Genomic DNA, 25,796 nt, shown 5'->3' with positions numbered 1-25,796 from the left:
TCTTCCCATGCGCGGTGGACAGTTCGCAGTGACGCTGGCGGTGGCCGGCGTCGTGGTGGCAGGGACGGCGGCCTGCGGGCAGTCCGACCCGTCGGAGGCCGGTGGCGGCGAGGGGAGCGACGGTCTCACCGAGGTCACCGTCACCCTCAACTGGGTCCCGTACGGCGAGCACGCGCCGTTCTACTACGGCGTCGACCAGGGGATCTTCGAGGAGGAGGGCATCGACCTCACCATCCAGCCGGGCAACGGGTCGGGGAACACGGTCCAGCAGGTGGCGCAGCGCAACACCGACTTCGGGTGGGCGGACACGCCTCCGCTGGCCAACGCGATCAGCTCGGGGATGCCCGTGCGCAGCGTGGGCGTCTTCCTGCAGACGGGACCGAGCTCCGTCGAGTTCTTCGCCGACCAGGGCATCGCCGAGCCGGCCGACCTCGTCGGCAAGACGGTCGGCGGCACGCCCGGCGACGCGATGTACGGCACGTTCCCCGCGTGGCTCGAGCTCAACGGCGTCGACCCGGCGGACGTGACGGTCGTCAACGTCGACGCCGCGGGCAAGATCGCCGCCCTCATCGAGGGCAAGGTCGACGCCATCCAGGGCTTCCACCACGACCAGGCGCCGACCATCGAGAACCAGACGGGCGAGGAGGTCGACGCGCTGCCCTTCGCCGACTTCGGGATGAACCTGCTCGGCACCGGACTCGTGGCCCACGAGCAGCTCATCGCCGACGACCCGGAGCTCGTCGAGGCGATGGTGCGCGCGACCTCGCGCGCCTTCCTCGCGGCGTCCGAGGACCCGGAGGGCGCGGTCACGGCGATGGCGGCCGGCGCCGAGCAGGCGCCCGACGACGCGGTGCTGGCGGCGCAGCTCGCGGCGACGGTCGAGCTGCTCGGGCTCGACGACGCCCCGGCACCGGGCGTCAACACCGAGGAGCAGTGGACGAGCACCCTGACGTTCCTCTCCGAGAACACCGACTTCGACGGCGGCACGACCCCGGCGGACTTCTGGGACGGCTCGTTCGGGGCGGACCTGTGACGGCGGCCCCGGAGCTCGCCGCTCCGGCCGCGGACGCCCGCGCCGAACCGGTCATCGAGGTCCGCGACCTCACGATGCGGTTCAGCTCGAAGCGGTCCGAGACGGTGGCGCTCGACGACGTCTCGCTGACCGTCCGCGCGGGGGAGCTCGTGACGATCGTCGGGCCGTCCGGCTGCGGCAAGTCGACGCTGCTCAAGATCGTCGCAGGTCTCACCGCGTACACCGAGGGCGAGGTGCGCCTCAACGGGCAGGTCGTGACGCGCCCCCAGCGCGACATCGGCTTCGCGTTCCAGCGCTCGGCGCTGCTCGAGTGGCGTGGGGTGCGCAAGAACATCCTGCTCCAGGCGGAGATGCGCGGGATGGACCGGCGCCGCGCCCAGGAGCGCGCCGACGTGCTCATCGAGCTCACGGGGCTCACCGGGTTCGAGAAGGCGCTGCCGCACGAGCTGTCCGGCGGCATGCAGCAACGCGTCGCCCTGTGCCGGGCGCTCCTGCACGAACCGCGGGTGCTCCTCATGGACGAGCCCTTCGGCGCCCTCGACGCCCTCACGCGCGAGCAGATGAACATCGAGATGAACCGCATCTGGCGGGAGACCGGGACGACGATCGTCCTCGTCACCCACTCCGTGCCGGAGGCCGTCTTCCTGGGCAGCCGGATCGTCGTCATGAGCCCTCGCCCGGGCCGGATCGTCGAGACGCTCGAACCGGGGCTGCCCGCCGAGCGCGACTACGGGACGACCCTCGTCGACCCGCGGTTCACGGGTGCCGCCGAGCGGCTGCGCGACCTGCTCGGCGCCAGCCACGTGGTCGAGTGAGCAGGGCCGTGGCCGGGGGGCCGGGTGCCGCGGGCGTCGTCGGGGTCGGCATCGTCGGGACGGGGAGCATCGGCGCGCTGCACGCCCGGGCGTTGCTCGACCTGCACCCACGGGCGCGCCTCGTCGCCTACAGCGGGCGCGGCCTGCCCGACGACGCGGCGAGCGGCGGCCCCGCGGTGCGCACCACGCCGGACGACGTGGTCCGTCGCCCGGACGTCGACGTCGTCGCGGTCTGCACGCCGAGCGGGAGCCACGCGCGGCTCGCGCTCGCCGCGCTCGAGGCCGGCAAGCACGTGGTCGTGGAGAAGCCGCTCGCGCTCACCGTGGAGGACGCGCTGCTCGTCGAACGGGTCGCGCGCGAGCGGGGGCGCGTCGTCTCGATGGTCTCGCAGCGCCGCTTCGAGCCGCAGCACCAGGAGCTGCGGCGCGCGCTCGACCGCGGCGCGCTGGGCGAGCTGCGGCTCGTCGCGACGCACGTCCCGTGGTTCCGCGACGACGACTACTACGCGGCAGCGCCGTGGCGGTCGGACGAGCGCGAGGGCGGCGGGTCGCTCGTCAACCAGGGCGTCCACAACGTCGACCTCCTGCGGTGGCTCTGCGGGCCGGTCGAGTCGGTGACCGCCCAGGCCGCGACGCTCGCGCGCCCGGCGGGCGCCGAGGACACCACGGTCGCGACCCTCCGCCTCGCGTCCGGCGCGCTCGGCGTCGTCACGACGACGACGGCGACCCCGCCCGGCTTCCCCGCGACGCTGACGCTCCACGGGTCGCTCGGCTCCGTCGAGCTCGCGCAGGACGAGGTGGTCCGGTGGGAGGTGCCCGGCGTCCCCGCCCCCGCCTCCGGCAGCGCGGCGGGCGGGGCGGCGGACCCGCTCGCGATCGGCCACGCCGGTCACCGCGCGCAGTGGGAGCGGGTGCTCGCGGCGCTCGACGGGACGGCACCGCCGCCGGTGGGGGCCGCCGACGCCGTGGAGACCGTCCGGCTCCTGTGCGCGATCCGGCAGGCGGCCGCGACCGGGTGCACCGTCCGTCCCGCCGACCTCGGTCGCGTCGGACCCCGGGAGGCCGCGTGACCGCGCGGCTGCACCGGGGAGGGCCGCCCTCGCTCCGGCCCGCGCCGGTCGACCCGGCGCACGTCGGCATCGTCCATCTCGGGATCGGCGCGTTCCACCGGGCGCACCAGGCGGTCGTCACGGAGGACGCCGCGCTCGCCACGGGCGAGGACCGCTGGGGGATCCTCGGCGTGACGCAACGCTCCGCGACCGTGCGGGACCAGCTCCGTCCGCAGGGTGGCGTCTACACCGTGCTGACGGTTGGCGCCCGCGGGGCGTCCGCACGCGTCGTGGGCTCGGTGACGGACGTGGCGTGGCCGGCCGAGGAGACGCCGCGGATCCTCGCGGCGCTCGCCGCGCCCACGACGCACGTGGTGACGCTCACCGTCACCGAGAAGGGCTACGCGCGCCGCGCCGACGGGCACCTGGACACGATCGCGGTGCGCGCCGACCTCGACCTGCTCGCCGCCGAGGAGACGCGGGAGGTCGCCGACGAGGACACCGGGGCGGCGACGACCGCCGTCGGGCTGCTGGTGCGCGGGCTCGCCGCGCGTCGTCGGGCCGGCGCAGCGCCGCTCACCGTGCTGAGCTGCGACAACCTCGCCGACAACGGCCGCGTGCTCGCGCGCCTCGTGCGCCAGGCGGTCGACGCCGCGCTCCCCGGGCCCGCGGGCGACGCCCTGCGCGGCTGGCTCGCGACGGCGGTGACGTTCCCGTGCAGCATGGTCGACCGGATCGTGCCCGCCACCACCTCGGCGCAGCGCGACGAGGTCGAGGCGCTCCTCGGCGCGCGCGACGAGGGCGTCGTCGTCGCGGAGCCGTTCCTCCAGTGGGTCGTCGAGGACCGCTTCGCCGGGCCCCGCCCGGCGTGGGAGCTCGGCGGCGCGACGCTCACGCGCGACGTCGCGCCGTACGAGCGCGCCAAGCTGCGCCTGCTCAACGGGGCCCACTCGTACCTCGCCTACGCCGGGTCGCTCGCGGGCCACGCCACGATCGCCGACGCCGTCGCCGACCCGGTGCTCGCGGCAGGGGCACGCGCGCTGCAGGCCGACGCGCTGGCGACGCTCGTCGCGCCGGACGGCGTCGACCTCCGCGCCTACGCCGAGGCCCTGCTGGACCGGTTCGCGAACCCCGCGACGGGACACGCCACCCGGCAGGTCGCCATGGACGGCACGTCGAAGATCCCGGTGCGGTGGGGCACGACGCTCGGGGACCTCCTCGCGGGCCGGCCCGGCGACGCGGCCGCGCCGGGTGTCGTGGGTGCCCTCGCCGCGTGGGCCGCGTTCGTCGTGGCAGAGGTGCGGGCCGGGCGCCCGCTGGACGACCCGCGCGGCGACGAGCTGCGCACGGTCGTGGAGGGAGCGCCCGACGACGCGGCGGCGGCCCGCGCGCTCGTCCGCCTCCCGGGACTGCTCCCGGGCGTGGTGGACCCCCGGCTGGACGAGGTCGCCGACGCCGTCGTCGGCGCGATCACGACGAGGGACGAGGTGGGTGCACGGTGAAGATGGGTTTCCGGTGGTACGGCGAGGGCAACGACACGGTCACGCTCGACCACGTCCGGCAGATCCCCGGGGTGGAGACGATCGTGTGGAGCCTCCACGGCAAGCAGGCGGGCGAGGTCTGGGAGCAGGCGGAGATCGACGCGGAGGTCGCGCGGATCACCGGGCTGTCCGCCGAGGCCCGTGCACGAGGGATCACCCGGACGTTCGACGCCGAGGTCGTCGAGTCGGTCAACGTGCACGAGTCGATCAAGCTCGGCAGGACGGTCCTCGGCATGGGCCGCGACGAGGCGATCGAGAACTACGTCACGACCGTCCGGCGCCTCGGGCGGGCCGGCGTCAAGGTCGTCTGCTACAACTTCATGCCCGTCCTCGACTGGCTGCGCACCGACCTTTGGCACCCGCTGCCGGACGGCTCGACCGCCCTCTTCTTCGAGCGCGCCGTGGTCGACGCCTGGTCGCCGCAGCGGCTCATCGCCGAGATGGAGACGAGCACGCACGGGCTGACGCTGCCCGGCTGGGAGCCCGAGCGGCTCGCGAGCTTCAGCGAGCTCGACGCCGCCTACGAGGGCGTGACCCACGACGACATGTACGCGCACTACCGGTACTTCCTCGACGCCGTGGTCCCCGCGTGCGAGGAGGCCGGGGTGCGGCTCGGCGTGCACCCGGACGACCCGCCGTTCGACGTCTTCGGCTGGCCGCGCGTCGTCTCGACCAAGGACGACCTGGCCCGCGTCCTCGCGCTCCACGACAGCCCTTACCACGGTCTGACGCTGTGCCTCGGCAGCTTCTCCGCGAACCCCGAGCAGGACGCCGTCGACGCGGTGCGCACGTTCATGGACCGCATCCACTTCACGCACGTGCGCAACATCAAGCACCTGGGGGGTGGGGACTTCACCGAGGTCGCGCACCGCGCGTGCGAGGGCAGCGTCGACACGACCGGAATCATGCGCGCCTACGCGGAGGCGGACTACCAGGGCTACGTCCGCCCCGACCACGGGCGTCACCTGTGGGACGAGAACACGACCAACAGGCCGCGCCCCGGCTACGGCCTGTACGACCGCGCGCTCGGGATCCAGTACCTGCTCGGCGCGTGGGACGCGTTCCGTCACGGCTCCTGACGGCCCCCCGGGCCCTGCGGCAGGTGCTACGCGTCGTCGCCGGCCTTCGCCTCGCCCCAGCCGTACCAGCGCTCGACCTCGACCCAGGCGCTGACGCGCGGGTCGGTCCGGTTCGCGTACTCGTGGCCGGTGTAGTGGCGCGAGATGCGGTCGATGTCGGTCAGGCCCTCGTCGGCGCGCAGCTCGACGACGCGACCGATGAGCGTCACGTGCGTGTACCAGTTCTCGTCGAGCACCGTGAGCGAGACGCGGGGATCGTTCCGCAGGTGCTTGAGCCGCACGCGGGACTCGTCGAGGTTGACGAGCACGCGGCCGTCGTCCTCCCAGACGTACCAGGTCGCGGCGGTGACGGGGGCGCCGTCGGAGCGCACCGTCGCCATCACGGCGGCGTTCGGGCGGCGGAGCATCTCGACGAGACGGGAGGGCAGCGGCGGACGGGACACGACGGCTCCTTCGGTGGCACGACGGCGGACCTCCCGACGGTACGTCACGGGTGTGGCGCACGACCTCCCGGAGCCCCGCCCGAAGCGTTCTGACGACGAGCGGCCGCGTGACATGATCGTCCTCATGCTCACTCCCGCCACCGGCGCGGCCGGGTCGCGCATCGTCGGCCTCGGTCACTTCCAGCCCGAGAAGACGCTGACGAACGACGACATCGCGCAGCTCGTCGAGACCAACGACGAGTGGATCCGCTCGCGGACGGGCATCGTCACGCGGCACGTCGCGGACGACGACACGACCGTCGCCGACATGGCGACCGCGGCGGCCCGCCACGCGCTCGACGACGCGGGCGTCGACCCGGCCGAGGTCGACCTCGTCATCGTCGCCACGGCGACCGCGACGGACCGCTCGCCCAACACGGCGGGCCGCGTCGCGTACCACCTGCGCACCGGCGTCATGCCCGGGCAGTCGACGCCCGAGGAGGCGTCCGAGCTCGACCTGCGGGGCGTCGTCGGGCCCGCGGTGCTCGACGTGAACGTCGCGTGCTCCGGCTTCGCCCACTCCGTCGGCCTCGCCGACCAGGCGATCCGCGGCGGCTCGGCGCGCACGGCCGTCGTGATCGGCGCAGAGAAGCTCACCGCGTTCACCGACTGGACCGACCGCAGCACCTGCATCCTCACCGCGGACGGCGCGGGCGCGGCCGTGCTGCGCGCGACGGACGAGCCCGGCGTCGGCCCGGTGACCTGGGGCTCCGAGCCCGACCTCACCCCGGCCGTGCTCATCGAGGCGCCGCAGGAGAAGTTCGCCCAGGACGGCCGCGCCGTCTTCAAGTGGGCCATCACGCGCGCCGCCGAGCGCGCGCGCACCGTCGTGGAGCGCTCCGGCGTCTCGCTCGACGACATCGAGGTGCTCGTCGCGCACCAGGCCAACCTGCGCATCATCGAGCCGCTCGCGAAGGCGCTCGGGATGGAGTCGAAGGTCGTCGTCACGGACATCGTCGAGTCCGGCAACACGTCCGCGGCGTCCATCCCGCTCGGGCTCTCCAAGTGGTGGCACGCGGGCAAGATTCCCGCGGGCGTCCCCGCGCTGCTCTTCGGGTTCGGCGGCGGCTTCGCGTGGGCGGGCCAGGTCGTGGAGACCCCGACCCGCTGACGTCCCCCGCGTCCCCACCTCGCCGCAGCGGCGGCACGACCCGAATCCCCCTCTCGCCCCTGCGCTCGTCCGCTCCGGTTGCGCTCCGCGCGGCAGGGAGGAGCCTGGTCGTGGCCGCACCGGGCCGACCGACGGAGGGGTGAGCATGGCTGTTGTGGACACGCTGCGCACGGTGGAGGACTGGGAAGGCTACTTCGACTCGTTCAAGGACCATCTCGCCCCCGTGGCCCACGAGGCGGGGCCGAGCATCTCGGTGACCGAGCCCGCCGACACGGTGCACCCGGAGCAGACGGCGTGGGCGCGCCAGATGCCGCGGCGGATCTACGAGCCGGTCGAGGGCCGGGTGTACGTGGCGCACGGGTACCAGCTGTGCTCGACCACGATGATCGTGGGCGAGGACGGCGTCGTGATCGTCGACCCCGGCGAGTCGGACGTGGCCTCCGCCGAGCTGCTCGCCGACTTCCGCCGCTTCTCCGACCTGCCGGTCAAGGCCGTGATCTTCACGCACCGCCACCCCGACCACTGCTACGCGCTCGGTGGTCTCGGCGTGACGGCCGAGGACGTGGAGTCCGGCGCCGTCGAGATCGTCGCGCACGAGACGTTCGAGCAGTGGCTCGTCAACGACGCCGGCATCGTCGGACCGATCCTCACCGCGCGCACGAGCCTCGTGACGTTCGCGGGGTTCGGGCCGACCGGCGTCGTCCAGGGCGCCCTCGGCCCCGTGGCCGCGCCGGGGCCGAAGAGCACTCACCTGCCGACCCGGACGGTCGGCGACGTCGAGGAGCTCGAGATCGCCGGGATCCGGATCGTCGCGTTCCACGCGTACGGCGACGCGCAGGACGAGATCGACCTCTGGCTCCCCGAGCACCGGCACGTGCACGGTTCCGAGACGATCCAGGGCGAGACCTTCCCGAACCTGTACACCCTGCGCGGCACGGCCTACCGCGACGTCGAGGCGTGGCGCGAAGGCGTGGACACGCTGCTCTCCTACGCACGGCAGGCCGAGACGTACTCCGGGTCGCACATGCGCCCCTGGGTCGGCAACGCGTTCATCGTCGAGCGGATCACCAACTACCGGGACGCGATCCAGTTCCTGCACGACCAGTCGATCCGCCACATCAACAAGGGCGCGACCGGTCCCGAGCTCGTGGAGCTCGTGGCGAAGCGGCTGCCCGACCACCTGCGCGACGACCCCTGGCTCCAGCCCTACTACGGCAGCCCCGAGCACTGCGTCCGCGCGATCTACGACGGCACCCTCGGCTGGTTCTCCGGCGACGCGACCGAGCTCGCGGCGCCCCTGCACGCCGACCGCGCCCGCCGCTACGTCGAGGCGCTCGGCGGTCGCGACGCCGTCCTCGACAAGGCTCGCGTCGCGCACGAGGCCGAGGACTACGGCTGGGCCGCCGAGCTGCTCACGCACCTCGTCCGGTCCGACCCCGCCGACACGACGGCCCGGCACGCCAAGGCCGAGGCCCTGCGGCGGTGGGGCTACCTCCAGAAGAACATGTACTGGCGGACGATGGCCATCGGCGGGGCGAACGAGCTCGACGACGCGGTCGACTACTCGCAGACCTACGAGTTCCAGCCGCCCGACGTCCTCAACGCCATCCCGGCCGAGAAGGTCGTCGCGGGCCTGCGTGTGCGCCTCGACCCGGACGTCGCGGCGGACGTCGACCTCACGGTGGCGTGGGTCTTCCCCGACACCGGGGGATCCGTGGCGCTCCAGGTCCGCCGCGGGGTCGCCGTCGTCCACGGCGAGGTGCCCGACGACGTGGACGCGACCCTCACGATCGACGCCGCCGCGGTGCGTGGCCTCAGCAAGGACCTCGCGGACGCCGACGAGGTCCTGGCCCGGGCGACCACCGTCACGGACGCCGACGTCGTGCGGCGCTTCCTCTCCTGCTTCGACCCCGTGCCCACGACGCCGGTGACGCTGCTCGCGCGCTGACCGTCGGCTCCGCCCGGCCGCCCGGCCGCCCGGCGCGGCCGGGCGCCCGGCGGTCCGGCGCGGCCGGGCTGGGCGTCGCGGCCGGCGCGCGCCAGAATGGGCCCATGCCTCTCGCCCCGCGCTACCTCGCCGCCGACGACCGCTACGACACCATGACCTACCGGCGGACGGGGCGCAGCGGCCTCGACCTGCCCGCGATCTCGCTCGGTCTGTGGCACAACTTCGGTGACGTGAACCCGTTCGAGACGCAGCGCGCGGTGCTGCGCCGCGCGTTCGACCTCGGGATCACGCACTTCGACCTGGCGAACAACTACGGCCCGCCGTACGGCTCGGCGGAGGAGAACTTCGGCCGGCACCTCGCGCAGGACCTCGGCGCGTACCGCGACGAGCTCGTCATCTCGTCGAAGGCCGGCTACGACATGTGGCCCGGCCCCTACGGCGACGGCGGCTCGCGCAAGTACCTGCTCTCCTCGCTCGACCAGTCGCTCCGCCGGATGGGTCTCGACTACGTCGACGTCTTCTACCACCACCGTCCGGACCCGAGCACGCCGCTCGAGGAGTCCATGCGCGCGCTGCACGACGCCGTCCAGCAGGGCAAGGCGCTGTACGTGGGCGTCTCCAACTACTCGCCGGCGCGCACGCGCGAGGCCGCGGCGATCCTCGCCGACCTCGGCACCCCGCTGCTCATCCACCAGCCGAGCTACTCGATGCTCAACCGCCACGTCGAGGACCCGACGCACGAGGACGCGTACGACGGCGTGCAGACCGAGTCGCTGCTCGACGTCGTGGGCGACCTCGGCGTCGGCACCATCGTGTTCTCGCCGCTCCAGCAGGGCCTGCTCACGGACCGCTACCTCTCCGGGTCGGCGCCCGAGGGGTCGCGCGCGGCCCGCACGGACTCGCCGTTCCTGTCGGAGAAGAACATCGACGAGACGTACCTGGAGCGCGCCCGGGCGCTCAACGAGATCGCGGGCGCCCGCGGCCAGACCCTCGCGCAGCTCGCCCTCTCCTGGGTCCTGCGCGACGACCGCGTCACCTCCGCCCTCGTCGGGGCGAGCAGCGTCCGCCAGCTCGAGAACAACGTCGCGGCCCTCTCGGCGCCCCCGCTCACCCCCGAGGAGTCGGCCACCATCGAGTCCGTCCTCGCGAGGTAGCAGCACCGGTCGCGAGGTAGAGCCCGCGGCGTTCTACCTCGCGTCGGGAGGTTCTACCTCGCGGGTCAGCGGAAGCGCTGGACGGCGAGCGGGGCGGCCTCGGCGAGACCGCGGACGGCCGGGTGGTCGGCGCCCGGGGCGGTGCCCGCGAACACGTCGCGCAGCGACCCCGACGCCACGAACGTCCCGTCGGCGAGCACGTGCACGGTGGGGCACATCCGCTCGACGAGCTCGAGGTCGTGCGAGACCAGCAGCACGGCGGTGCCCAGCGCGGTCGTCGCGTCGGCGAGGCGGCGCACGACGTCGCCGCGCATCGCGGGGTCGACGGCGGTGAGCGGCTCGTCGAGGAGGAGCGCCCGGGGGCGCGTCGCGAGCGCGACGGCGAGCGCGACCCGCTGCTTCTCGCCGCCCGAGAGCGACTGCACGGTGCGCGGCGCGTAGCGGGGCTCGAGCGCGACGTCGCCGAGCAGGTCCTCGACGGAGCGTCCGCTCGGGCGGCCGGCGCGCCGCGCGTCCTTGAGCGCCGCGGACAGCGTGCGGTCCACCGTCCAGCGGGGGTCGATGCCGATGCCGGCGAGGCCGTCCTGGGAGACGCGGCGCACGTCCGCCGTGAACTGCTTCTTGTCCCGGCGGGAGAGCTTGCCGACCGTCCGCTCGGCGTAGGTGACGTGGCCCGCCGTGGGGCGCACGAGCCCGACGAGCGCGCGCACGATCGTCGACTTCCCGGCGCCCGACTCCCCGACGATCCCGACCGGCGCGGTGCCGGGCGTCACGTCGAGGTCGATGCCGTGCACGACGTCGGGGCCTCCGTAGCCGGCCGCGAGGCCTCTGGCGCGCAGGAGGGGGGTCGTCGTCGTGCTCATGGGTCACCTTCTGGTCGTCGGGGTCCGGGCGGGCGGTCCGGGCTCCCGCTCGTCCGACGAACGACGCTACCGCGGAGTTCCGTGGCGTCGCTCACGGGGCTCACCCACCGACCTCCCCGGAGGCCCGGCGCACGAACGGGCGGCGAAGCGCGGTAGCCTGAGGCACGCGTCTCCGGATCCTCGAGCCAAGGTGGTCCGCCGACCGTAGTACGGCAACCGTCCCCGGACGCGATGCCCGGACGGAGGATCGTGACCAGGACGGTCGACGAGCCGGAGCTTCTCGCGCCCGGCGAGGCGGTGGACCTCGACAACTGCGCCCGCGAACCCATTCACGTCCCCGGCATGATCCAGCCGCGCGGGGTCCTGCTGGTGGTCCGCGAGGCGGACGGCGTGCTGCTCCAGGCGTCGGCGAACGTGGAACGGCACCTCGGCGTCCCCGCAGAGGAGCTCGCGGGCCGGCCGCTCGCCGACGTGCTCGGCGAGGAGCCCGCGCGCGACCTGCTCGCGCACGCGGCGGACGGGAGCGACCTCGCGACGCGCAACCCCGTGACCCTGCACCTCGACCGCTGGGACGGCAGGCCGCTCGACGTCGACGCCGTGCTCCACCGGCCCCCGCTGCCCGAGCAGGGCCCGGGGTCCGAGCCGGTGCTCGTCGTCGAGATCGAGACCGCGTCGGGCGCGCGCCCGCTGACGTTCCCCAACACCTACCTCGCCGTCCGGCAGGCGCTGCGCGACCTCGAGCGCGCCGCGACGCTCGACGAGCTGTACGACGACGCGGCCCGCCACGTGCGCGAGCTCACGGGCTTCGACCGCGTGATGATCTACCGCTTCGACGCGGCCTACAACGGCGAGGTCGTGGCCGAGGCGCGCCGGGACGACCTCAACGCGTTCCTGGGGCTGCACTACCCGGCGTCGGACATCCCGCCGCAGGCGCGCGCGCTGTACGAGAAGAACTGGATCCGGCTCATCGCGGACGTGGACTACGCGCCCCAGCCGATCGTCCCGACGCTGCTCCCCACCACCGGCGCGCCGCTCGACCTCACGTACTCGACGCTGCGCAGCGTCTCGCCGATCCACCTCGAGTACCTGCGCAACATGGGCGTGCGGGCGTCGATGTCGATCTCGCTCCTGCGCGACGGCCGGCTGTGGGGTCTCGTCGCGTGCCACCACTACTCCGGCCCGCACGAGCCGCCCTTCGAGGTCCGCACCGCCGCGGAGTTCCTCGGGTCCGCGCTCTCCGTCCGGCTCGTCTCCCAGGCGGAGGACGAGCGCGAGACCGAGGTGCGGCGCGCGGAGGGCGTCCTCGCCCACCTGGCCGCGGACAGCCGCGACGAGAGCGTCCCCATCGGCATCGCCCTGACGCGCTCGGGGTGGCTGCGCCGCCTCGTGCGGGCCGACGGCGCGGTCGTCGTCGCGGAGGGCGGCCTCATCGCGGTCGGCAACGTGCCCGACGAGGACGGGTGCCGTGCGCTCGTCGGGTGGGTCCTCGGCCACGGCGAGGACCTGGTCATGTCCGACGCCCTGCACCGGGACGCGCCGGACGTCGCGGCGCTCGTGCCCGACGTCGCGGGCGTCCTCGGGATCGTGCTGCCCGAGGGTCAGGTCGTGCTGTGGGTGCGCGACGAGGTCCTGCGGCACGTGGACTGGGGCGGCGACCCGTACAACAAGGAGATCGCCCGCGGCGAGGACGACTCGGTGCGGCTCAGCCCGCGCAAGTCGTTCGAGCGGTGGCGCGAGGTCGTGCGCGGGCACAGCGTGCCGTGGACGTCGGACCAGACGGACGTCGCGACGTCGCTGCGCGGCCACCTCGTCGAGGCCCTCTACCTGCGCGGCCGCAAGGCGGTGCGGGCGACGGAGGAGCTCCAGCGGAGCCTCCTGCCCGCGCTCCTGCCCGACGTCCCGGGCTGGACGCTGCAGTCGCGCTACGAGTCGGCCGGCACGGGTCTCGTGGGCGGTGACTGGTACGACGCGCTCGTGCTGCCGTCCGGGCGGCTCGCGCTCGTCGTGGGCGACGTGACGGGCCACGGGCTCCAGGCCGCGGCGACGATGGGCCAGCTCGGCACGACGCTGCGTGCCGCGCTCGTGAGCACGGGCTCCGCGGTCGAGGCGGTGACGCTGCTGGGGGAGGTCGCGCGCTGGACGCTCCCCGGCGAGGTCGCGACGATCGCCGTCGCGGTGCTGGACCCGGTGACCGGCGTCGTCGAGCACGTGTCCCTGGGGCACCCGCCGCTGCTCGTCGTCGCGCCCGACGGGACGACGAGCTGGACGGAGAGCGCGATCGTGCCGCCGCTCGGCCTCGTGGACCGCGTGCCGCCCGCGCAGCACGTCCAGGTGCCGCCCGGCGGCGCGCTCGTGCTGTACAGCGACGGGCTCGTGGAGCGGCGCGAGGAGTCGATCCTCGACGGCCTGCGGCGGCTCGCGGCGTTCTTCGCGGCGGAGCCGGGGACGGTCGACGTCGACGGCGTCGTGGCCGCCGCGCGCGACCCGCGCTCCGCGGACGACGCGACCCTGCTCCTGGTGCGGCGCGACGCCTGAGGCGCGCGCGCCGGGGCGCCTGCGTGCGGGGGTCGAGCGACTCGGCGGGGGAGCGGTGCGGCGGAGGGTCAGCCGACGGGGAGGAGCGCGCTGCGCACGCCCGCACCGCCGCGGAAGACGGGGACGTCGAAGCGCGCCCAGACGTGCTTCTCGCCGGTCCCGGCGCGGAACCAGCCGACGGCCGTCGAGGCGCGCTGCGCGAGCACGAGGCCGAACCCGCCCGCGCCCGGCGAGCGCCGGCCCGCGATGACGGGGACGTCCGGCGAGTGGTCCACGACGTCGATGACGAGCTCGCGCCCGTCGCTGAGCAGGCGCACCTGCGTCGGGGGGAGGCCGTGGCGCAGCGCGTTCGTCGCGAGCTCGCTCGCGACGAGGACGACGCGCTCGGGCGTGGCCTCGAGCGCGCGGTCCGCGGGCAGCGGGGCGCCGGTGAGCATGCGGTGCAGGCCCTCCCGCAGGGTGGCGAGGTCCGCCAGCGTGCGCAGCGGCCAGGCACCGATCTCGACGAAGCCGGGCGGCACCGCCGCGTGGGCGAAGGTCACGCCTCGTCCTCGGCAGGTCCGGCGTCGTCGGTGAGCTCGAACAGCTCGGCGACACCGCTGAGCTCGAGCAGGTCGCGGACGCGGCGCGGGACGCGCTCCAGCACGGGTGCCCCCGAGCCGGCCGTGGCGGCGTGGTAGAGCAGGCGCAGGCCGCCCGAGTCCATGAAGGTGACCGCGCCGAGGTCGATGTGGATGCGCCCGTCCGCCGACTGCGCGAGCCGCAGCAGCTCGTCCTCGCGCCGGGCCTGGACCGCGGCGTCGATCTCGCCGCGCATGGTCCAGCGCGTGCCGCCGGCCGTCGTCAGGACGTCTCCGCTCGTGGTGGGGGTCACGGTGGTGGGCTCCTCCTCGGTCCCGGCACTGTACCGGGCACCCGGGATACGGTACGCGGCTCCGCCGACGCACGCGAGGCAGTGTCGCGGCGTGGCCGCGATCATCGGGTGACGTGCCTCTCCCGCGCCGCGGAGGGCAGCGCGGGAGAGGCACGACGAGGGCCGCCCGGCGGGCCGGGACGGCGTCGCGGAGGACGCCGACCCGGCCCGCCGGGCGGCCGGACGGCTCAGCAGGAGCGCGCGTCGAACGCGACCTCGAGCGGCGCGAACCCGTCGACCGTCACGACGGCCGTCCCGCCCGGGACGGACGCCGCGCGCGACGCGAACGACTGGTAGGCGCTCGCGCCCGGCGCCACCGCGGCGACCGTGCGCGTGCCGTACGGCGTCGTGAGGGTCACGTCGAGGGGCGCGTCGCCGTCGTTCGTGGCGCGGACCGCGACGTACACCTTGCCGGCCAGGCACCGCGTCTCGGCGGTGACCGTCACGGGCGCCGCACCGGCGTCGGCCGTCCAGCGCAGGGCGTACGCCCGCTTCGTGCCGTCCTCGGCCGTCACGCGCACCGTCGTCGTGCCGGGGACGGCGTCGGCGGCCTCGACCGCGACCGTCGCCCAGGGGTCGTGCGCCACCGCCTCGACGGCGGGCACCCCGCCCGCGACGGGCACGTCGTACGCCGTGACGGCTGGGTCGAACCCGGGGAGGGGCTCGCCGGCCACGGTGATGCCCGACGCCGCGGCGTCGGTCCCCGTACCGGGCACCTTGGCGAGCACCTCGATCTCGGAGACGACCAGGTGGGTGTTCGCCCGTGCTGTGAGGACGACGCGCACGGACGAGGTCCGGACGTCCGCGGGGATCTCGACCGCGGGCGCGGGGCCGTCGGGCGAGGCGTCCACCGTGACGGGCGCGCCGACGTCGGTCCACGTGCCGCCCACGAGGGCCTGGAGCCGGACGGACTGCGCCCAGCTCGCGCTGGACCCGTCCTTCCAGAACCGCGTCACGACGCCCGTGACGTCGCGATCGGCGGGGAGCGTGACGGTGAGCGTGTCGGACGTCCGCTTGGTGCCCGACACCCAGTTCGACCACGCCTTGTCGGTGAGGTTGCCGTTCACGACGCCGCCGACGGCGTAGCCCGGCTCGGTGAACGTCGCGCTCGCGGTCGTGCCCGCGGCGAGCGCGCCGTTGGCGGACGCCGCCTCGGTCACCTGGACGCGGACGGTGGCCGGGAGCGTGTCGCCCGCCCCGGCGTCGGCCGTGCCGGCGAGCTCGACGACCCCGACGGCGTCGTACGCGCCCGCGGGGGCGTCGTCCCAGACCACCGGGCGCTGGACCTCCGCGCCGCCCGCGGCGACCGCCGTGACGGTCGCGGGCAGGGTCGGGGTGCCGCCCGCGTACGCCTTGGCGCGCGCGGGGAGCGTGGACGTGAGCTCGTCGACGACGACGGTCGCCGTCGCGGCGACCTCGCCGCCGGTCGGCGTGGCCACGGTGCCCGTCACCTCGACGGTGCCGGGCTCGGCCCACGCGTCGTCGTCCGGCACGTCCCACGTCACCGGGAGGGCGCCGCGCGCCCCGTCGCGGTAGACCGGGGTGACGGTCGCAGGGAGCTCGGGCGCGGTGCCCGGCGTCGTGAACGCCTGGACGGGCTCGGTGCCGAGGACCGTCTCGTCGACCACGCGCCAGCGCTGGTTCACGCCGGAGTTCGCGAGGTACGTGCCCACGGGCGAGCCGTCCGCCGTCGCCTGGCCGCCGACCTCGAGGAGGGTCTTCGAGGACGCGTTGACGAGCGTGAAGGTGCCGTCGCCGGTCGTCGAGAGGATCCACTGCGCGGCGAGCGGGGTGTCCGCGACGTCGGCGGGCGCGTCCTGGAGGACGGCGGACGTGTCGGCCGCGACGGCGAGCTGGCGGCCCGTGGCCGCGTTCGTCACGGCGTAGCGCGTGCGGTGCGTGCCGGAGCCCTCGGGGGCGCCGAGCGCCGTGAGCTCCCACGCCTGCTCCGCGACGGGCGCGTCGGTGCGGATCACGACGCCCGTGCCCGACGCCGACGGCGCGAGCGAGCGGTCCGCCTGCACGCCGTCGAGACGGTAGGCGTGCCCGTCCTGGACGAGCGCGGCGTCGTCCGCGACGCCGGAGACGCCGTCGACGACGAACGTCGTCACGGACTCGGCCGGCACGACGAGCGTCGCGCCGGGGCCGTCCGCACCCGTCGTGACCGCCACCGGCTCGCCCTCGACGAGGTAGCCGGCCGTGCTCGTGACCACGGGGGTGACGGTCGCATCGGACCCGACCGCACCGAACTTCGACAGGTCGAGCGTCACGGCGCGCTCGCCCTTCGTGGCGTTGACGTGGACGACCGTCGCGGACGTGCCGTCGGCCGACACCGCGGCCGTGCTGCTCGCGTCGTCCGAGCGGATCAGCGAGTCGCCCGGCTCGATGTAGTGCGTGAAGTTCTGGGTCGCCCAGTACTTCGTGTTCGTGTAGATCGGGCACGTCTCGAGCGTGTCCTCGGCCGTGCAGTCGAACGGGATCTGGATCTCGCCCCAGTTCATGCCGTTCGCGCTCTCGCCGCCGGGGGCCATGTTCGCGTAGTCCTCGACCGGCTGCCAGAACACCCACGCGCTCGGCTCGAGCTCGCGCAGGTCGTCGACGATGTGCTGCGCGCTGCCGAGGCCGGACTCCATGGTCTCGAAGTCCTGGCCCGTCGAGCTCCAGTTCCCGCCGACCTCGCTCATCCACAGCGGCTTGTCCTCGCCCTTGGCGATGTCGCGGACCGTCGTGCGCTGGCCCGTGCCGTAGGTGTGGACGTTGAGCTGCGACACCTGGTCGCGGACCGCCTGCGGGTACGCGTTCCAGTTGGTCGCGAACGTGCCGGGGTTGGTCTCGTCCATCGCCGAGATCACGGCGTCGGTCGAGGAGCCCTCGAGCGCCGCGGCGAGCGCCGGGACGACCTTCGCCTGGAGCGCGGGGCTCATGTGGGCGCCCTCCTGACGGCCCCCGGTGGGGTTGCCGTCGGCACCGAGCTGCGTGCCCCAGTAGTTGGTGTTGGGCTCGTTGAACGGGTCGATCGTGTCGACCTCGATGCCGTGCGCGTCCTCGAGGCGCTCGGTCACGCCGACCAGGTAGGCCGCGAAGTCGTCGATGCTCTCCGTCTTGAGCTGGTCCGCGGTCGAGCTGAACCCGCCCGAGACGTACCCGCTCACGGTCATGAACCACGGCGGCGAGTTGCTGAACGTCTCCCAGTGCGTGACGTCGTCCTTGATCCGGTCGACCCACCAGCGCTGCGTCGCGTCCGCGTCCTCGTCCCAGTGGTCCGGGTTCTCGGGGTCCCACCAGTCCACGTCGGTGCGCGTCGTGCCCTCGGGCGCCTTCCACCAGCCGTCGACGGCGCCGCCGGCGCGCAGGTAGTCCGGCACGTCGGGGGCGTTCCCGCCGCCGACGTTGTAGCGCGCGATGTTGAGGTTGAGGCCCTCGTCGCCGAACACCATGTCCGCGAGCCGGTCGCGGATCTCGTCCGGGTAGCCGCCCGTGGCGTTGGCGAACCACACGAGGCTCGTGCCCCAGCCCTCGAACGGCGCGCCCGCGTACGACGGGTCGGGCGTCACGGTGACGCCCGCGACGTCGGCGGGGGCCGCCGTCGTGCCGGTCGCGGCGACCGCGCCCGCGGGCGAGGCCTGCGCGGGCAGGGCCGCGAGCGCGCAGCCCGCGACGAGCGCCCCGGCACCGAGGCCCGCGACGACGCGGGCCCCCGTCCGGCGGGCGGCCGGGCCGCCCGGGCCCGTGCGGCGAGGACCGGGTGGTCCACCCCGCGTGGTCGTGTCGGTCTCGGTCGGGCTCATCCCTGAGCCACCTCCTTCGCGTCGCTGCGAACCGGCGGGGTGCACCGGGTGCGGGTCGTTCCCGCGGGGACTGTTCTGCCGAGGTAGAGGCGCGGTCTCGCGAGGTAGAGGCCTGGTCGTGACCACGCCTCTACCTCGGCCTACCAGGCCTCTACCTCGTGGTACCGGGGCTCTACCTCGGCGGGGTCGGTTCGGCCGGGCGTCGTACCACGGCGACGCCGCGCGGCTCGAGCAGGAGCGCGCCGGTCTCCGGGGAGCCAGTGCCCGACGGCGCGAGGCGGCGCCCGGCGAGGACGTCGCCCGCGACGTCGGGCACCTCGACCGGACGGGCGGTGCGGTTGACGAGGAACCAGAAGTCGTCCGTGCCGTCGGTGCGCACCGCGAGCTCGACGTCGCCGCGCACGGCGGCGGGCAGCTCGCTGCGCACGCCCGCGTCGTCGAGCAGGCGGGCGAGGACGGGGACGAGGCCCTGGCGGCCGAAGCGCGTGGAGACGTACGCGGCGGAGCCCTCGCGGGCGCCCGAGCCGTCCCCGGTCCGGACCGTCCGGCGCGTCACGGCGGCGCGGCCGGCCTGCTCGCCGGTCTTGTACCAGCCCAGCACCTCGACGTCGGGGTCGACGACGTCCACCGGCTCGGTCCACACCGTGCCCTCGAGCTGCTCGCCCGCGAGCTCGACCGTCGCGCTCTCGCCGTCCAGCAGCGGGGCGAACTCCTCGACCCGGATGCCGAGCAGGTCGCGCAGCGCGCCCGGGTAGCCGCCGAGCCACGCGTGGTCGTCCTGGTCGACGACGCCCGAGAAGTAGGTCGTGACGAGGTGGCCGCCCGCCTCGACGAACGCCGTGAGGCGGTCGCGCAGCCCGGCCGGGACGACGTGCAGCACCGGCGCCACGACGACGTCGTACGTCGCGAGGTCCGTCGCGGACGGCACGACGTCCGCGCGCACGCCGAGCGCGAGGAACGCCGAGTACCAGTCGAGCGCCTCCTGGCGGTAGCGCAGCCGGTCGGTGGGGTGGGAGTCGAGCTCGCTCGTCCACCACGAGTCCCAGTCGAAGACGATCGCGGCGCGCGCGGGCTTCTGCGTGCTGCCCGCGACGGGCGCGAGGTCGCGCAGCGTCGCGCCGAGCGCGACGACGTCGCGGAACAGGCGCGAGCGCTCGCCCGCGTGCGGGACCATGCCCGAGTGGTACTTCTCCGCGCCGGCCGCGGACTGGCGCCACTGGAAGTAGCAGACCGCGTCGGCGCCGTGGGCCACGTGGGTGAGCGAGTCGCGCGCGAGCTCGCCCGGCTTCTTCGCGACGTTGACGGGCTGCCAGTTCACCGCGCTCGTCGAGTGCTCCATGAGGAACCACGGGCGGTGCCGGGCGATGCCACCCGTGAGGTTCGCGGAGAACGACAGCTCGTCGAGCGCCTGCGGGCCGGGCAGCACGTAGTGGTCGTTGGAGACGAAGTCGAGCTCGTCCGCCCACGCGGCGTAGTCCATGCCCTTCGTCTCGCCCATGACCATGAAGTTCGTCGTCACGGGCACGTCCGGCGTGACGCGGCGCAGGATCTCCGCCTCGGCGCGCAGGTACTGCCGGAGCGCGTCGGACGAGAAGCGCTTGAAGTCGAGCTGCTGGGTCGGGTTCGGGTGCGACGCGGCGAGCCGCGGCGGGAGGACCTGCTCCCACGCGCTGTAGCGCTGCGACCAGAACGCGGTGCCCCACGCGGCGTTGAGCGCGTCGAGCGTCGTGTAGCGGTCGCGCAGCCACGCGCGGAAGGCCGCGGCCGCGTCGTCGGAGAAGTCGTAGACGTTGTGGCAGCCGAGCTCGTTCGACACGTGCCAGGCGACGAGCGCCGGGTGGTCGCCGTACCGCTCGGCCATGCGCTCGACGAGGCGCAGCGCGTGCTCCCGGAAGACCGGCGACGTCGGGCGCCACTGCTGCCGCGCGCCCGGCCACAGGGTCTCGCCCGTGCGGGTCTGCGGCAGGACCTCCGGGTGCTTCGTCGTCAGCCACGGCGGCGGCGAGGCGGTCGCCGTCGCCAGGTCGACCGTGATGCCGTGCGCGTGGAGCAGGTCCATCGCGTCGTCCAGCCACGCGAAGTCCCACGTGTCCTCGGTCGGCTGGATGCGGGCCCACGAGAAGATCGCGAGCGAGACCACCGTCACCCCGGCTTCGCGCATGAGGCGCACGTCCTCGTCCCAGACCTCGCGCGGCCACTGGTCCGGGTTGTAGTCCGCGCCGTAGGACAGGCCCGACGGCGTGTGCGCGCCGGGCTCGCCCGGCGGCGTGTGCGGCCCGGGACGGCGCAGCCAGCGGAACGGGGTGGGGGAAGACATGCAGGCTCCTCAGGTGCTCGCAGAGCGGTCGACGGCGGGGTGGGCCGTCGGCGGGGTGCCGCGTGGTCGCGCCGGGAAGCGCGACCACGCGGCCGACGGGGCAGGGCCGGGCGCCCCGGTGGGCGCCCGGCGGGGCCGGGTCACTCGGTGACGGTGAACCCCTGCTCGGTGCCGTACTTCGCGGACGCGTCCTGCCAGGCCTTCAGGCCGTCGGCGAGGGTCGTGCCCGAGACGTAGGCCTGGCCTACGGTGTCGTTGAAGATCGAGTTCGCGTAGACCTGGAACGGCAGGTACGACCAGCCCTCGACGACGTCGGACGCCGACTGCGCGAGGACCTCGTTGATCTTCTGGCCGCCGAAGTACTCGGACTCGAAGCCCTGGAACTCGTCGGACTCCAGCTCGGCCGTCGTGGCCGGGAACGCGCCGCCGTCCACGCGCGTCTGCACGCCGTCGCCCGCGTTCGCGTACTCGAGGAAGCCGTACGCGAGCGCCTGGTTCGAGCTCGCGGCCGGGACGGACAGCGCGGAGCCGCCGTTCTCGGCGCTCGCGGACGCGCCCTCCTCCCACTGGGGGAGCGGGGCAACCCGCCACTTGCCCGCGCCGTCGGGCACGCCCGACTCGAGGTTCGCGGGCATCCACGCGCCGATCGCGAGCGTCGCGATCGTGCCGTTGCCGAGGCCCTGGTACCACTCGTCGCTCCACGAGCTGACGGGCGCGAGGAGGTCCTCGTCGATGAGCGTCTGCCAGGTCTGCGCGAACTGCGTGCTGCCCTCGTCCGCGAGGTCGATCGTCACGTCCGTACCGTCGACCTGGAACGGCTGGCCGCCGGCCTGCCAGATGAGCGACGTCGTGAACCCGGCGTCGCCCGTGTCGTTGGTGATGTACACGTTCGGGTCGGCCGCGTGCAGGGCGCGCGCCGCCTCGACGAAGCCGTCCCACGTCGTCGGCACCTCGATGCCGTGCTGCGTGAAGACCTCCTCGTTGTAGAAGAGGGCCATGGGGCCGGAGTCCATGGGCAGGCCGTAGATGCCCTCGCCCTGCTGGACGGCGTTCCACGGCCCGGGGGTGAAGGTCCCGTCGAGCTCGTCGGCACCGAACGACGACAGGTCGGCGACGGCGTCCGACAGCGCGAACTGCGGGAGCGCGTAGTACTCGACCTGCGCGACGTCGGGCACGCCCTTGCCGGCGGCGATCGCGTTCTGGAGGGCGGTGTACTGGTCGTTGCCGGTGCCCGCGTTGACGAGCTCGACGTCGACGTTCGGGTACTCGGCCTCGAAGTCGCTGACGACCTGCTCGAGCGTGGGCTCCCAGGCCCACACCGTGAGGCTGCCGCCCTCCTCGAGGGCCGCGGCGACGTCGTCGGCCGAGCCGGCGTCCCCGCCGGAGTCGTTGCCGCCGCCCGAGCTGCAGGCGGCCAGGGCCAGCGCGACGACGCCGGTGGCGGCGACGGCGCGCAGGGCGCGGGTGGTGCGGATGGACATGAGGGTTCCTCTCACTTCGTCGTCAGACGGATCGGGCGGGGTGGGTGCGGGGGTGGTGGGCCGGCCCGTGCGGCGGCGCGGGCGTCACTCCTTGACGGACCCGGCCGCGAGGCCGGACTGCCAGTAGCGCTGGAGCAGGAGGAAGGCCGCGACGAGCGGCAGGATCGTGAGGAGCGAGCCGGTGATCACGAGGTCGAAGATCGCCTCGCCGCCGGCGGTCGCGGCCTGCGCGTTCCACGCGTTGAGGCCGAGCGTCAGCGGGTACCAGTCGGGGTCCTTGAGCATGATCAGCGGCAGGAAGTAGTTGTTCCACGTCGCGACCATCGTGAAGAGCAGGACGGTGACGATCCCGGGCGCGAGCAGCGGCAGCGACACCTGGAAGAACGTGCGCCCTTCGCTCGACCCGTCCACGCGCGCGGCCTCGAGCAGCTCGGTCGGGATCGACTCGGCGGCGAACACCCACATGAGGTAGAGGCCGAACGGCGAGATGAGCGACGGGATGATGACCGCCCACGGGGTGTTCGTCAGCCCCATCTGGCTGAACATGAGGAACGTCGGGACGGCCAGGGCCGTGCCCGGCACCGCGACCGCGCCGATGACCGTCGCGAACACGCCGCGCTTGCCGGGGAAGTCGAACTTCGCGAGCGCGTAGCCGCCGAGCACCGCGAGGAACGTCGCACCGCCGGCCCCGACCACCACGTACAGCAGCGTGTTCGCGAACCAGCGGCCGAAGATGCCGCCGTCGTAGGTGAGCGTCCGGGCGATGTTGTCGAAGAGCGCGAAGTCGCCGCTGAACCACAGGCCGAACGAGGAGAACAGGCTCGACTGCGTCTTGGACGCGTTGACGACGAGCCAGAACAGCGGCACGAGCGCGTAGAGCAGGACGATCCCGGTGAGGACGGTCAGCAGGACGCTGCGGCGCGGGCGGGCGACGCTGTGCGGGGCGCGCGAGCGCAGGCGCACGGGCTTGCGCGTCGTGGCGCTCGTCGTCGTGCGGGACGTGGCGGGGACCGCCGGGGTCGAGGGGGTCGTGGCGGTCATCGTCAGGCCTCCTTGCGCATGCCGCGCAGCTGGACGACGTAGGCCACGATCATCGTGAGGACGCCCATGATGATGGCGACGGTCGCCGAGTAGTTGTACTGCTGGCCGGAGAACGACAGCGAGTACGCGTACAGGTTCGGGGTGAAGTACGTCGTGATCGCGTTCGGCGCGAGGCTCTGCAGGATGCTCGGCTCGTTGAAGAGCTGGAACGAGCCGATGATCGAGAAGATCGTCGCGATGACGAGCGAGCCGCGGATCGCGGGGATCTTGATCGCCCGGACGACCTGCCACTGGGACGCGCCGTCGAGCTCGGCGGCCTCGTAGAGCGAGGTCGGCACGACGCGCAGCGCCGAGTAGAAGATGAGCATGTTGTAGCCCACGAACTCCCAGGTCACGATGTTGCCGATCGACAGCAGCACCCAGTCGGGGGAGAGCGGGTTGGGGATCGTCGTGCCGAGCGCGTCGTTGATGTTCGCGACGAGGCCGAAGCGCGTCCCGTACATGAAGCCCCACATGAGCGTCGCGACGACGGCCGGGACGGCGTAGGGGAGGAAGATCGAGATCCGGAAGAAGTTCCGCCCGTACAGGCGTCCGGAGTCGATCGCGAGCGCGACGAGCAGCGCGATGCCGAGCATGATCGGGACCTGGACCACGAGGAACAGCCCGACGCGAGACACGCCCGACCAGAACTGCGGGTCGGAGAACGCGCGGGCGTAGTTCTCGAACCCGACGAACTGCGTGCCGCCCACCATCTGGGTGCGGAACAGGCTGAGGTAGATCGAGTACGCGATCGGTGCGAGGAACACGAGCGCGAAGACCGCCATGAACGGCCCCACGAAGCCCCAGCCGGTCCACGAGCGCCGTCGGCGCCGCGCCGGGAGGGACGAAGGAGCGCCGACCGGTGGCCGGAGCGCTGCCACGGGTGGGGACGTCGTCGTCATGCTGTGGTCCTCGTCATCGGGGGACGGCGACGTCCGTCGTCGCCGTTGTTTGCGTAAACATGAGCATGGCACGAGGTTCGGTGTTTGCGCAAACATCGCCTACTGTGGGTCCTGACCGGCCACGACACCGGTCCGGCACGGGTACTGTGCCGACACCACGAGGACGAGGACGCCATGACCGACGGGCTCGACGACGAGACCTCCGCCCTGACGCGCACCGGGGGGGCTGCCGTCCGCACGGCACGGCGCGTCTCGATGGCCGACGTCGCGCGCGTCGCCGGGGTCTCCGCGCAGACCGTCTCCCGCGTCTCCAACGGGCACCCGGGCGTCGTCGAGAGCACGCGCTCGCGCGTCCTCGAGGCGATGACCGAGCTCGGCTACCGGCCCAACAGCGCGGCCCGCGCGCTGAAGAGCGGGTCGTTCCGCACGATCGGCGTCATCCTCTTCTCGCTCGCGACCACGGGCAACGTCCGCACGCTCGAGGCCATCGCGACCTCGGCCGCCGCCGAGGGCTACGCCATCACGGTCATCCCCGTCGCGGCGCCCACCCAGGACGGCGTCCACGGCGCCTTCACGCGCCTCGGCGAGCTCGCGGTCGACGCGATCATCCTGCTCATGGAGGTGCACCTCCTCGACGTCGCGCAGGTCAGCCTGCCGCCCGGCGTCCAGGTCGTCGTCGCCGACTCCGACGCGGGCGAGAGCTACGCCGTCGTCGACACGGACCAGGCAGACGGCACCCGCCAGGCCGTGCAGCACCTGCTCGACCTCGGGCACCGGACCGTGCACCACCTCGCCGGGCCCGCGCTCTCGTTCGCGGCCGAGCGCCGCACCTCCGCGTGGCGGGCCACGCTCGAGGACGCGGGCCGCGAGGTCCCGCCGATCGAGCGGGGCGACTGGTCGCCGTCGTCCGGGTACGAGGCCGGGCTGCGCCTCGCGCGCCGCGACGACCTCACCGCCGTGTTCGTCGCCAACGACCAGATGGCCCTGGGTCTCGTCCGGGCCCTGCACGACTCCGGCCGACGGGTCCCGCAGGACGTGAGCGTCGTCGGGTTCGACGACCTGCCCGAGTCCAGCGAGTTCCTGCCCCCGCTCACGACCGTCCACCAGGACTTCGCCGAGGTCGGGCGCCGGCTCGTCGAGCAGGTGCTCCGGCAGGTCCGCGAGGGCGTCCACGAGGCCGGCACCCGCCTCGTCCCGACCCGCCTCGTCGAGCGAGCGAGCACCGCCCCGCCCCCGAGGTAGACCCCAGTCCGCCGAGGTAGAACCCTGGTCGGCCGACGTACAACGGTGGTCGCGCGGGGTGGAACCGTGGTCCGCCGAGGTAGAACCGGGGTTGTTGTGCTCGACGGCGTGTGGTCGCCTGGGTGGTCGGGGTGGGTGGTGGTGCCGCGTCTACCATCCGCCGCTCGTTCCTCGCGGCTCCCGCCAGGCCCGACCACGACGCGGCACCACCACCCACCCAGCCCGGCGTCGTCTCGCCCTGCTCTCTGCTCACGCGGGCGACCGCCCGCGGTGCCCGTTCGCCCACGCCGCGGCGGACGACCCGATCGCGTTGGGCTGCTCTGACGTCGTCGTTTCCCTGCCCATCCGATGCGTGTTGGGTGCAATGACGTTGGCGCTGAACGGGTGCTGCTCGCCGGGAACGGAAACTAGACACCAAGGCGGGCCAACCGGCGTGCATCGAGCCCACGTGTTCACGAGTGGG

19 protein-coding genes are annotated in these 25,796 nt (G+C 73.9%); 10 read left to right on the top strand and 9 right to left on the bottom strand.

What is annotated here, in order from left to right; all coding sequences use genetic code 11:
* The first annotated feature begins 28 nt into the window (after positions 1 to 28).
* From B9L22_RS02625 to B9L22_RS02605, 5 genes are read left to right on the top strand one after another with little or no spacing between them, the layout of a single operon-like run.
* The gene (locus tag B9L22_RS02625) at positions 29 to 1,033 is read left to right on the top strand and encodes an ABC transporter substrate-binding protein (protein ID WP_233139627.1); all 1,005 of its coding nucleotides are present in this window, start codon (positions 29 to 31) and stop codon (positions 1,031 to 1,033) included.
* On the top strand, positions 1,030 to 1,848 hold the full coding sequence (locus tag B9L22_RS02620) for an ABC transporter ATP-binding protein (protein ID WP_233139624.1): 819 nt from the start codon (positions 1,030 to 1,032) through the stop codon (positions 1,846 to 1,848). Before B9L22_RS02625 ends, B9L22_RS02620 begins: the two co-directional genes overlap by 4 nt.
* Positions 1,849 to 1,856: 8 nt before the next feature.
* Entirely contained in the window at positions 1,857 to 2,918 is a 1,062-nt protein-coding gene (locus B9L22_RS02615) for a Gfo/Idh/MocA family protein (protein WP_086149099.1), read from the top strand.
* Entirely contained in the window at positions 2,915 to 4,399 is a 1,485-nt protein-coding gene (locus tag B9L22_RS02610) for a mannitol dehydrogenase family protein (protein WP_086149098.1), read from the top strand. The genes B9L22_RS02615 and B9L22_RS02610 overlap by 4 nt, the downstream gene beginning before the upstream one ends.
* Positions 4,400 to 4,401: 2 nt before the next feature.
* Entirely contained in the window at positions 4,402 to 5,517 is a 1,116-nt protein-coding gene (locus tag B9L22_RS02605; RefSeq protein ID WP_233139795.1) for a mannonate dehydratase, read from the top strand.
* Between the two features lie 26 nt (positions 5,518 to 5,543).
* Here the strand turns inward: B9L22_RS02605 and B9L22_RS02600 are convergent, their stop codons facing one another.
* Positions 5,544 to 5,960 (bottom strand): PPOX class F420-dependent oxidoreductase, encoded by a 417-nt coding sequence (locus B9L22_RS02600; protein WP_086149096.1) that lies wholly within the window; start codon positions 5,958 to 5,960, stop codon positions 5,544 to 5,546.
* Between the two features lie 124 nt (positions 5,961 to 6,084).
* Here B9L22_RS02600 and B9L22_RS02595 point away from each other — a divergent pair, with 124 nt between their 5' ends.
* The 3 genes from B9L22_RS02595 (at position 6,085) to mgrA (ending at position 10,212) form a co-directional block, all read left to right on the top strand.
* Positions 6,085 to 7,110 carry a beta-ketoacyl-ACP synthase III gene (locus B9L22_RS02595; RefSeq protein WP_031315156.1) on the top strand — a complete coding sequence of 342 codons (1,026 nt, stop codon included), beginning with the start codon at positions 6,085 to 6,087 and terminating at the stop codon, positions 7,108 to 7,110.
* A 145-nt stretch (positions 7,111 to 7,255) separates the two neighbouring features.
* Complete coding sequence (locus B9L22_RS02590; RefSeq protein WP_086149095.1) at positions 7,256 to 9,058, top strand: alkyl sulfatase dimerization domain-containing protein; 1,803 nt, start codon at positions 7,256 to 7,258, stop codon at positions 9,056 to 9,058.
* Positions 9,059 to 9,162: 104 nt separating this feature from the next.
* The gene (gene mgrA / locus B9L22_RS02585) at positions 9,163 to 10,212 is read left to right on the top strand and encodes an L-glyceraldehyde 3-phosphate reductase (protein WP_086149094.1); all 1,050 of its coding nucleotides are present in this window, start codon (positions 9,163 to 9,165) and stop codon (positions 10,210 to 10,212) included.
* 65 nt (positions 10,213 to 10,277) lie between these two features.
* Here mgrA and B9L22_RS02580 read toward each other — a convergent pair whose 3' ends face one another.
* The gene (locus B9L22_RS02580; protein ID WP_086149093.1) at positions 10,278 to 11,075 is read right to left on the bottom strand and encodes an ABC transporter ATP-binding protein; all 798 of its coding nucleotides are present in this window, start codon (positions 11,073 to 11,075) and stop codon (positions 10,278 to 10,280) included.
* Positions 11,076 to 11,324: 249 nt separating this feature from the next.
* Here B9L22_RS02580 and B9L22_RS02575 point away from each other — a divergent pair, with 249 nt between their 5' ends.
* The gene (locus B9L22_RS02575) at positions 11,325 to 13,610 is read left to right on the top strand and encodes a SpoIIE family protein phosphatase (protein ID WP_233139621.1); all 2,286 of its coding nucleotides are present in this window, start codon (positions 11,325 to 11,327) and stop codon (positions 13,608 to 13,610) included.
* A 68-nt stretch (positions 13,611 to 13,678) separates the two neighbouring features.
* Here B9L22_RS02575 and B9L22_RS02570 read toward each other — a convergent pair whose 3' ends face one another.
* From B9L22_RS02570 to B9L22_RS02540, 7 genes are all read right to left on the bottom strand, one after another.
* Positions 13,679 to 14,152, bottom strand: coding sequence for an ATP-binding protein (locus tag B9L22_RS02570; RefSeq protein WP_086149091.1), 474 nt, complete (start codon positions 14,150 to 14,152; stop codon positions 13,679 to 13,681).
* Positions 14,149 to 14,484, bottom strand: coding sequence for an STAS domain-containing protein (locus B9L22_RS02565; protein ID WP_228485224.1), 336 nt, complete (start codon positions 14,482 to 14,484; stop codon positions 14,149 to 14,151). The genes B9L22_RS02570 and B9L22_RS02565 overlap by 4 nt, the downstream gene beginning before the upstream one ends.
* Positions 14,485 to 14,711: 227 nt before the next feature.
* The gene (locus B9L22_RS02560; protein WP_086149090.1) at positions 14,712 to 18,311 is read right to left on the bottom strand and encodes an Ig-like domain-containing protein; all 3,600 of its coding nucleotides are present in this window, start codon (positions 18,309 to 18,311) and stop codon (positions 14,712 to 14,714) included.
* A gap of 172 nt (positions 18,312 to 18,483) precedes the next feature.
* Positions 18,484 to 20,628: a beta-galactosidase gene (locus tag B9L22_RS02555; RefSeq protein ID WP_086149089.1), complete on the bottom strand. Its 2,145-nt coding sequence runs from the start codon at positions 20,626 to 20,628 to the stop codon at positions 18,484 to 18,486.
* Between the two features lie 140 nt (positions 20,629 to 20,768).
* Positions 20,769 to 22,109 (bottom strand): sugar ABC transporter substrate-binding protein, encoded by a 1,341-nt coding sequence (locus B9L22_RS02550; RefSeq protein WP_021481965.1) that lies wholly within the window; start codon positions 22,107 to 22,109, stop codon positions 20,769 to 20,771.
* An 84-nt stretch (positions 22,110 to 22,193) separates the two neighbouring features.
* Positions 22,194 to 23,150, bottom strand: a complete 957-nt coding sequence (locus B9L22_RS02545; RefSeq protein ID WP_086149088.1) for a carbohydrate ABC transporter permease — start codon at positions 23,148 to 23,150, stop codon at positions 22,194 to 22,196.
* 2 nt (positions 23,151 to 23,152) lie between these two features.
* Positions 23,153 to 24,091 (bottom strand): carbohydrate ABC transporter permease, encoded by a 939-nt coding sequence (locus B9L22_RS02540; RefSeq protein WP_031315702.1) that lies wholly within the window; start codon positions 24,089 to 24,091, stop codon positions 23,153 to 23,155.
* A gap of 174 nt (positions 24,092 to 24,265) precedes the next feature.
* Here B9L22_RS02540 and B9L22_RS02535 point away from each other — a divergent pair, with 174 nt between their 5' ends.
* Positions 24,266 to 25,333 (top strand): LacI family DNA-binding transcriptional regulator, encoded by a 1,068-nt coding sequence (locus B9L22_RS02535; RefSeq protein WP_369824783.1) that lies wholly within the window; start codon positions 24,266 to 24,268, stop codon positions 25,331 to 25,333.
* Positions 25,334 to 25,796: the final 463 nt, after the last annotated feature.

Origin of the sequence: Cellulosimicrobium sp. KWT-B, from assembly GCF_002127155.1 — a bacterium.
Lineage (GTDB): Bacteria > Actinomycetota > Actinomycetes > Actinomycetales > Cellulomonadaceae > Cellulosimicrobium > Cellulosimicrobium funkei.
The sequence above is the reverse complement of the archived record's forward strand: the minus strand, read 5'-3'. Positions and strand labels throughout refer to the sequence as shown.

Bases quoted from the DNA above. Each gene is read 5' to 3' on its own strand.
- B9L22_RS02605 (WP_233139795.1), top strand. From the start codon at position 4,402: ATGGGTTTCCGGTGGTACGGCGAGGGCAACGACACGGTCACGCTCGAC.
- B9L22_RS02595 (WP_031315156.1), top strand. From the start codon at position 6,085: ATGCTCACTCCCGCCACCGGCGCGGCCGGGTCGCGCATCGTCGGCCTC.
- B9L22_RS02590 (WP_086149095.1), top strand. From the start codon at position 7,256: ATGGCTGTTGTGGACACGCTGCGCACGGTGGAGGACTGGGAAGGCTAC.
- mgrA (WP_086149094.1), top strand. From the start codon at position 9,163: ATGCCTCTCGCCCCGCGCTACCTCGCCGCCGACGACCGCTACGACACC.
- B9L22_RS02580 (WP_086149093.1), bottom strand. From the start codon at position 11,075: ATGAGCACGACGACGACCCCCCTCCTGCGCGCCAGAGGCCTCGCGGCC.
- B9L22_RS02560 (WP_086149090.1), bottom strand. From the start codon at position 18,311: ATGAGCCCGACCGAGACCGACACGACCACGCGGGGTGGACCACCCGGT.
- B9L22_RS02555 (WP_086149089.1), bottom strand. From the start codon at position 20,628: ATGTCTTCCCCCACCCCGTTCCGCTGGCTGCGCCGTCCCGGGCCGCAC.
- B9L22_RS02550 (WP_021481965.1), bottom strand. From the start codon at position 22,109: ATGTCCATCCGCACCACCCGCGCCCTGCGCGCCGTCGCCGCCACCGGC.
- B9L22_RS02545 (WP_086149088.1), bottom strand. From the start codon at position 23,150: ATGACCGCCACGACCCCCTCGACCCCGGCGGTCCCCGCCACGTCCCGC.
- B9L22_RS02540 (WP_031315702.1), bottom strand. From the start codon at position 24,091: ATGACGACGACGTCCCCACCCGTGGCAGCGCTCCGGCCACCGGTCGGC.
- B9L22_RS02535 (WP_369824783.1), top strand. From the start codon at position 24,266: ATGACCGACGGGCTCGACGACGAGACCTCCGCCCTGACGCGCACCGGG.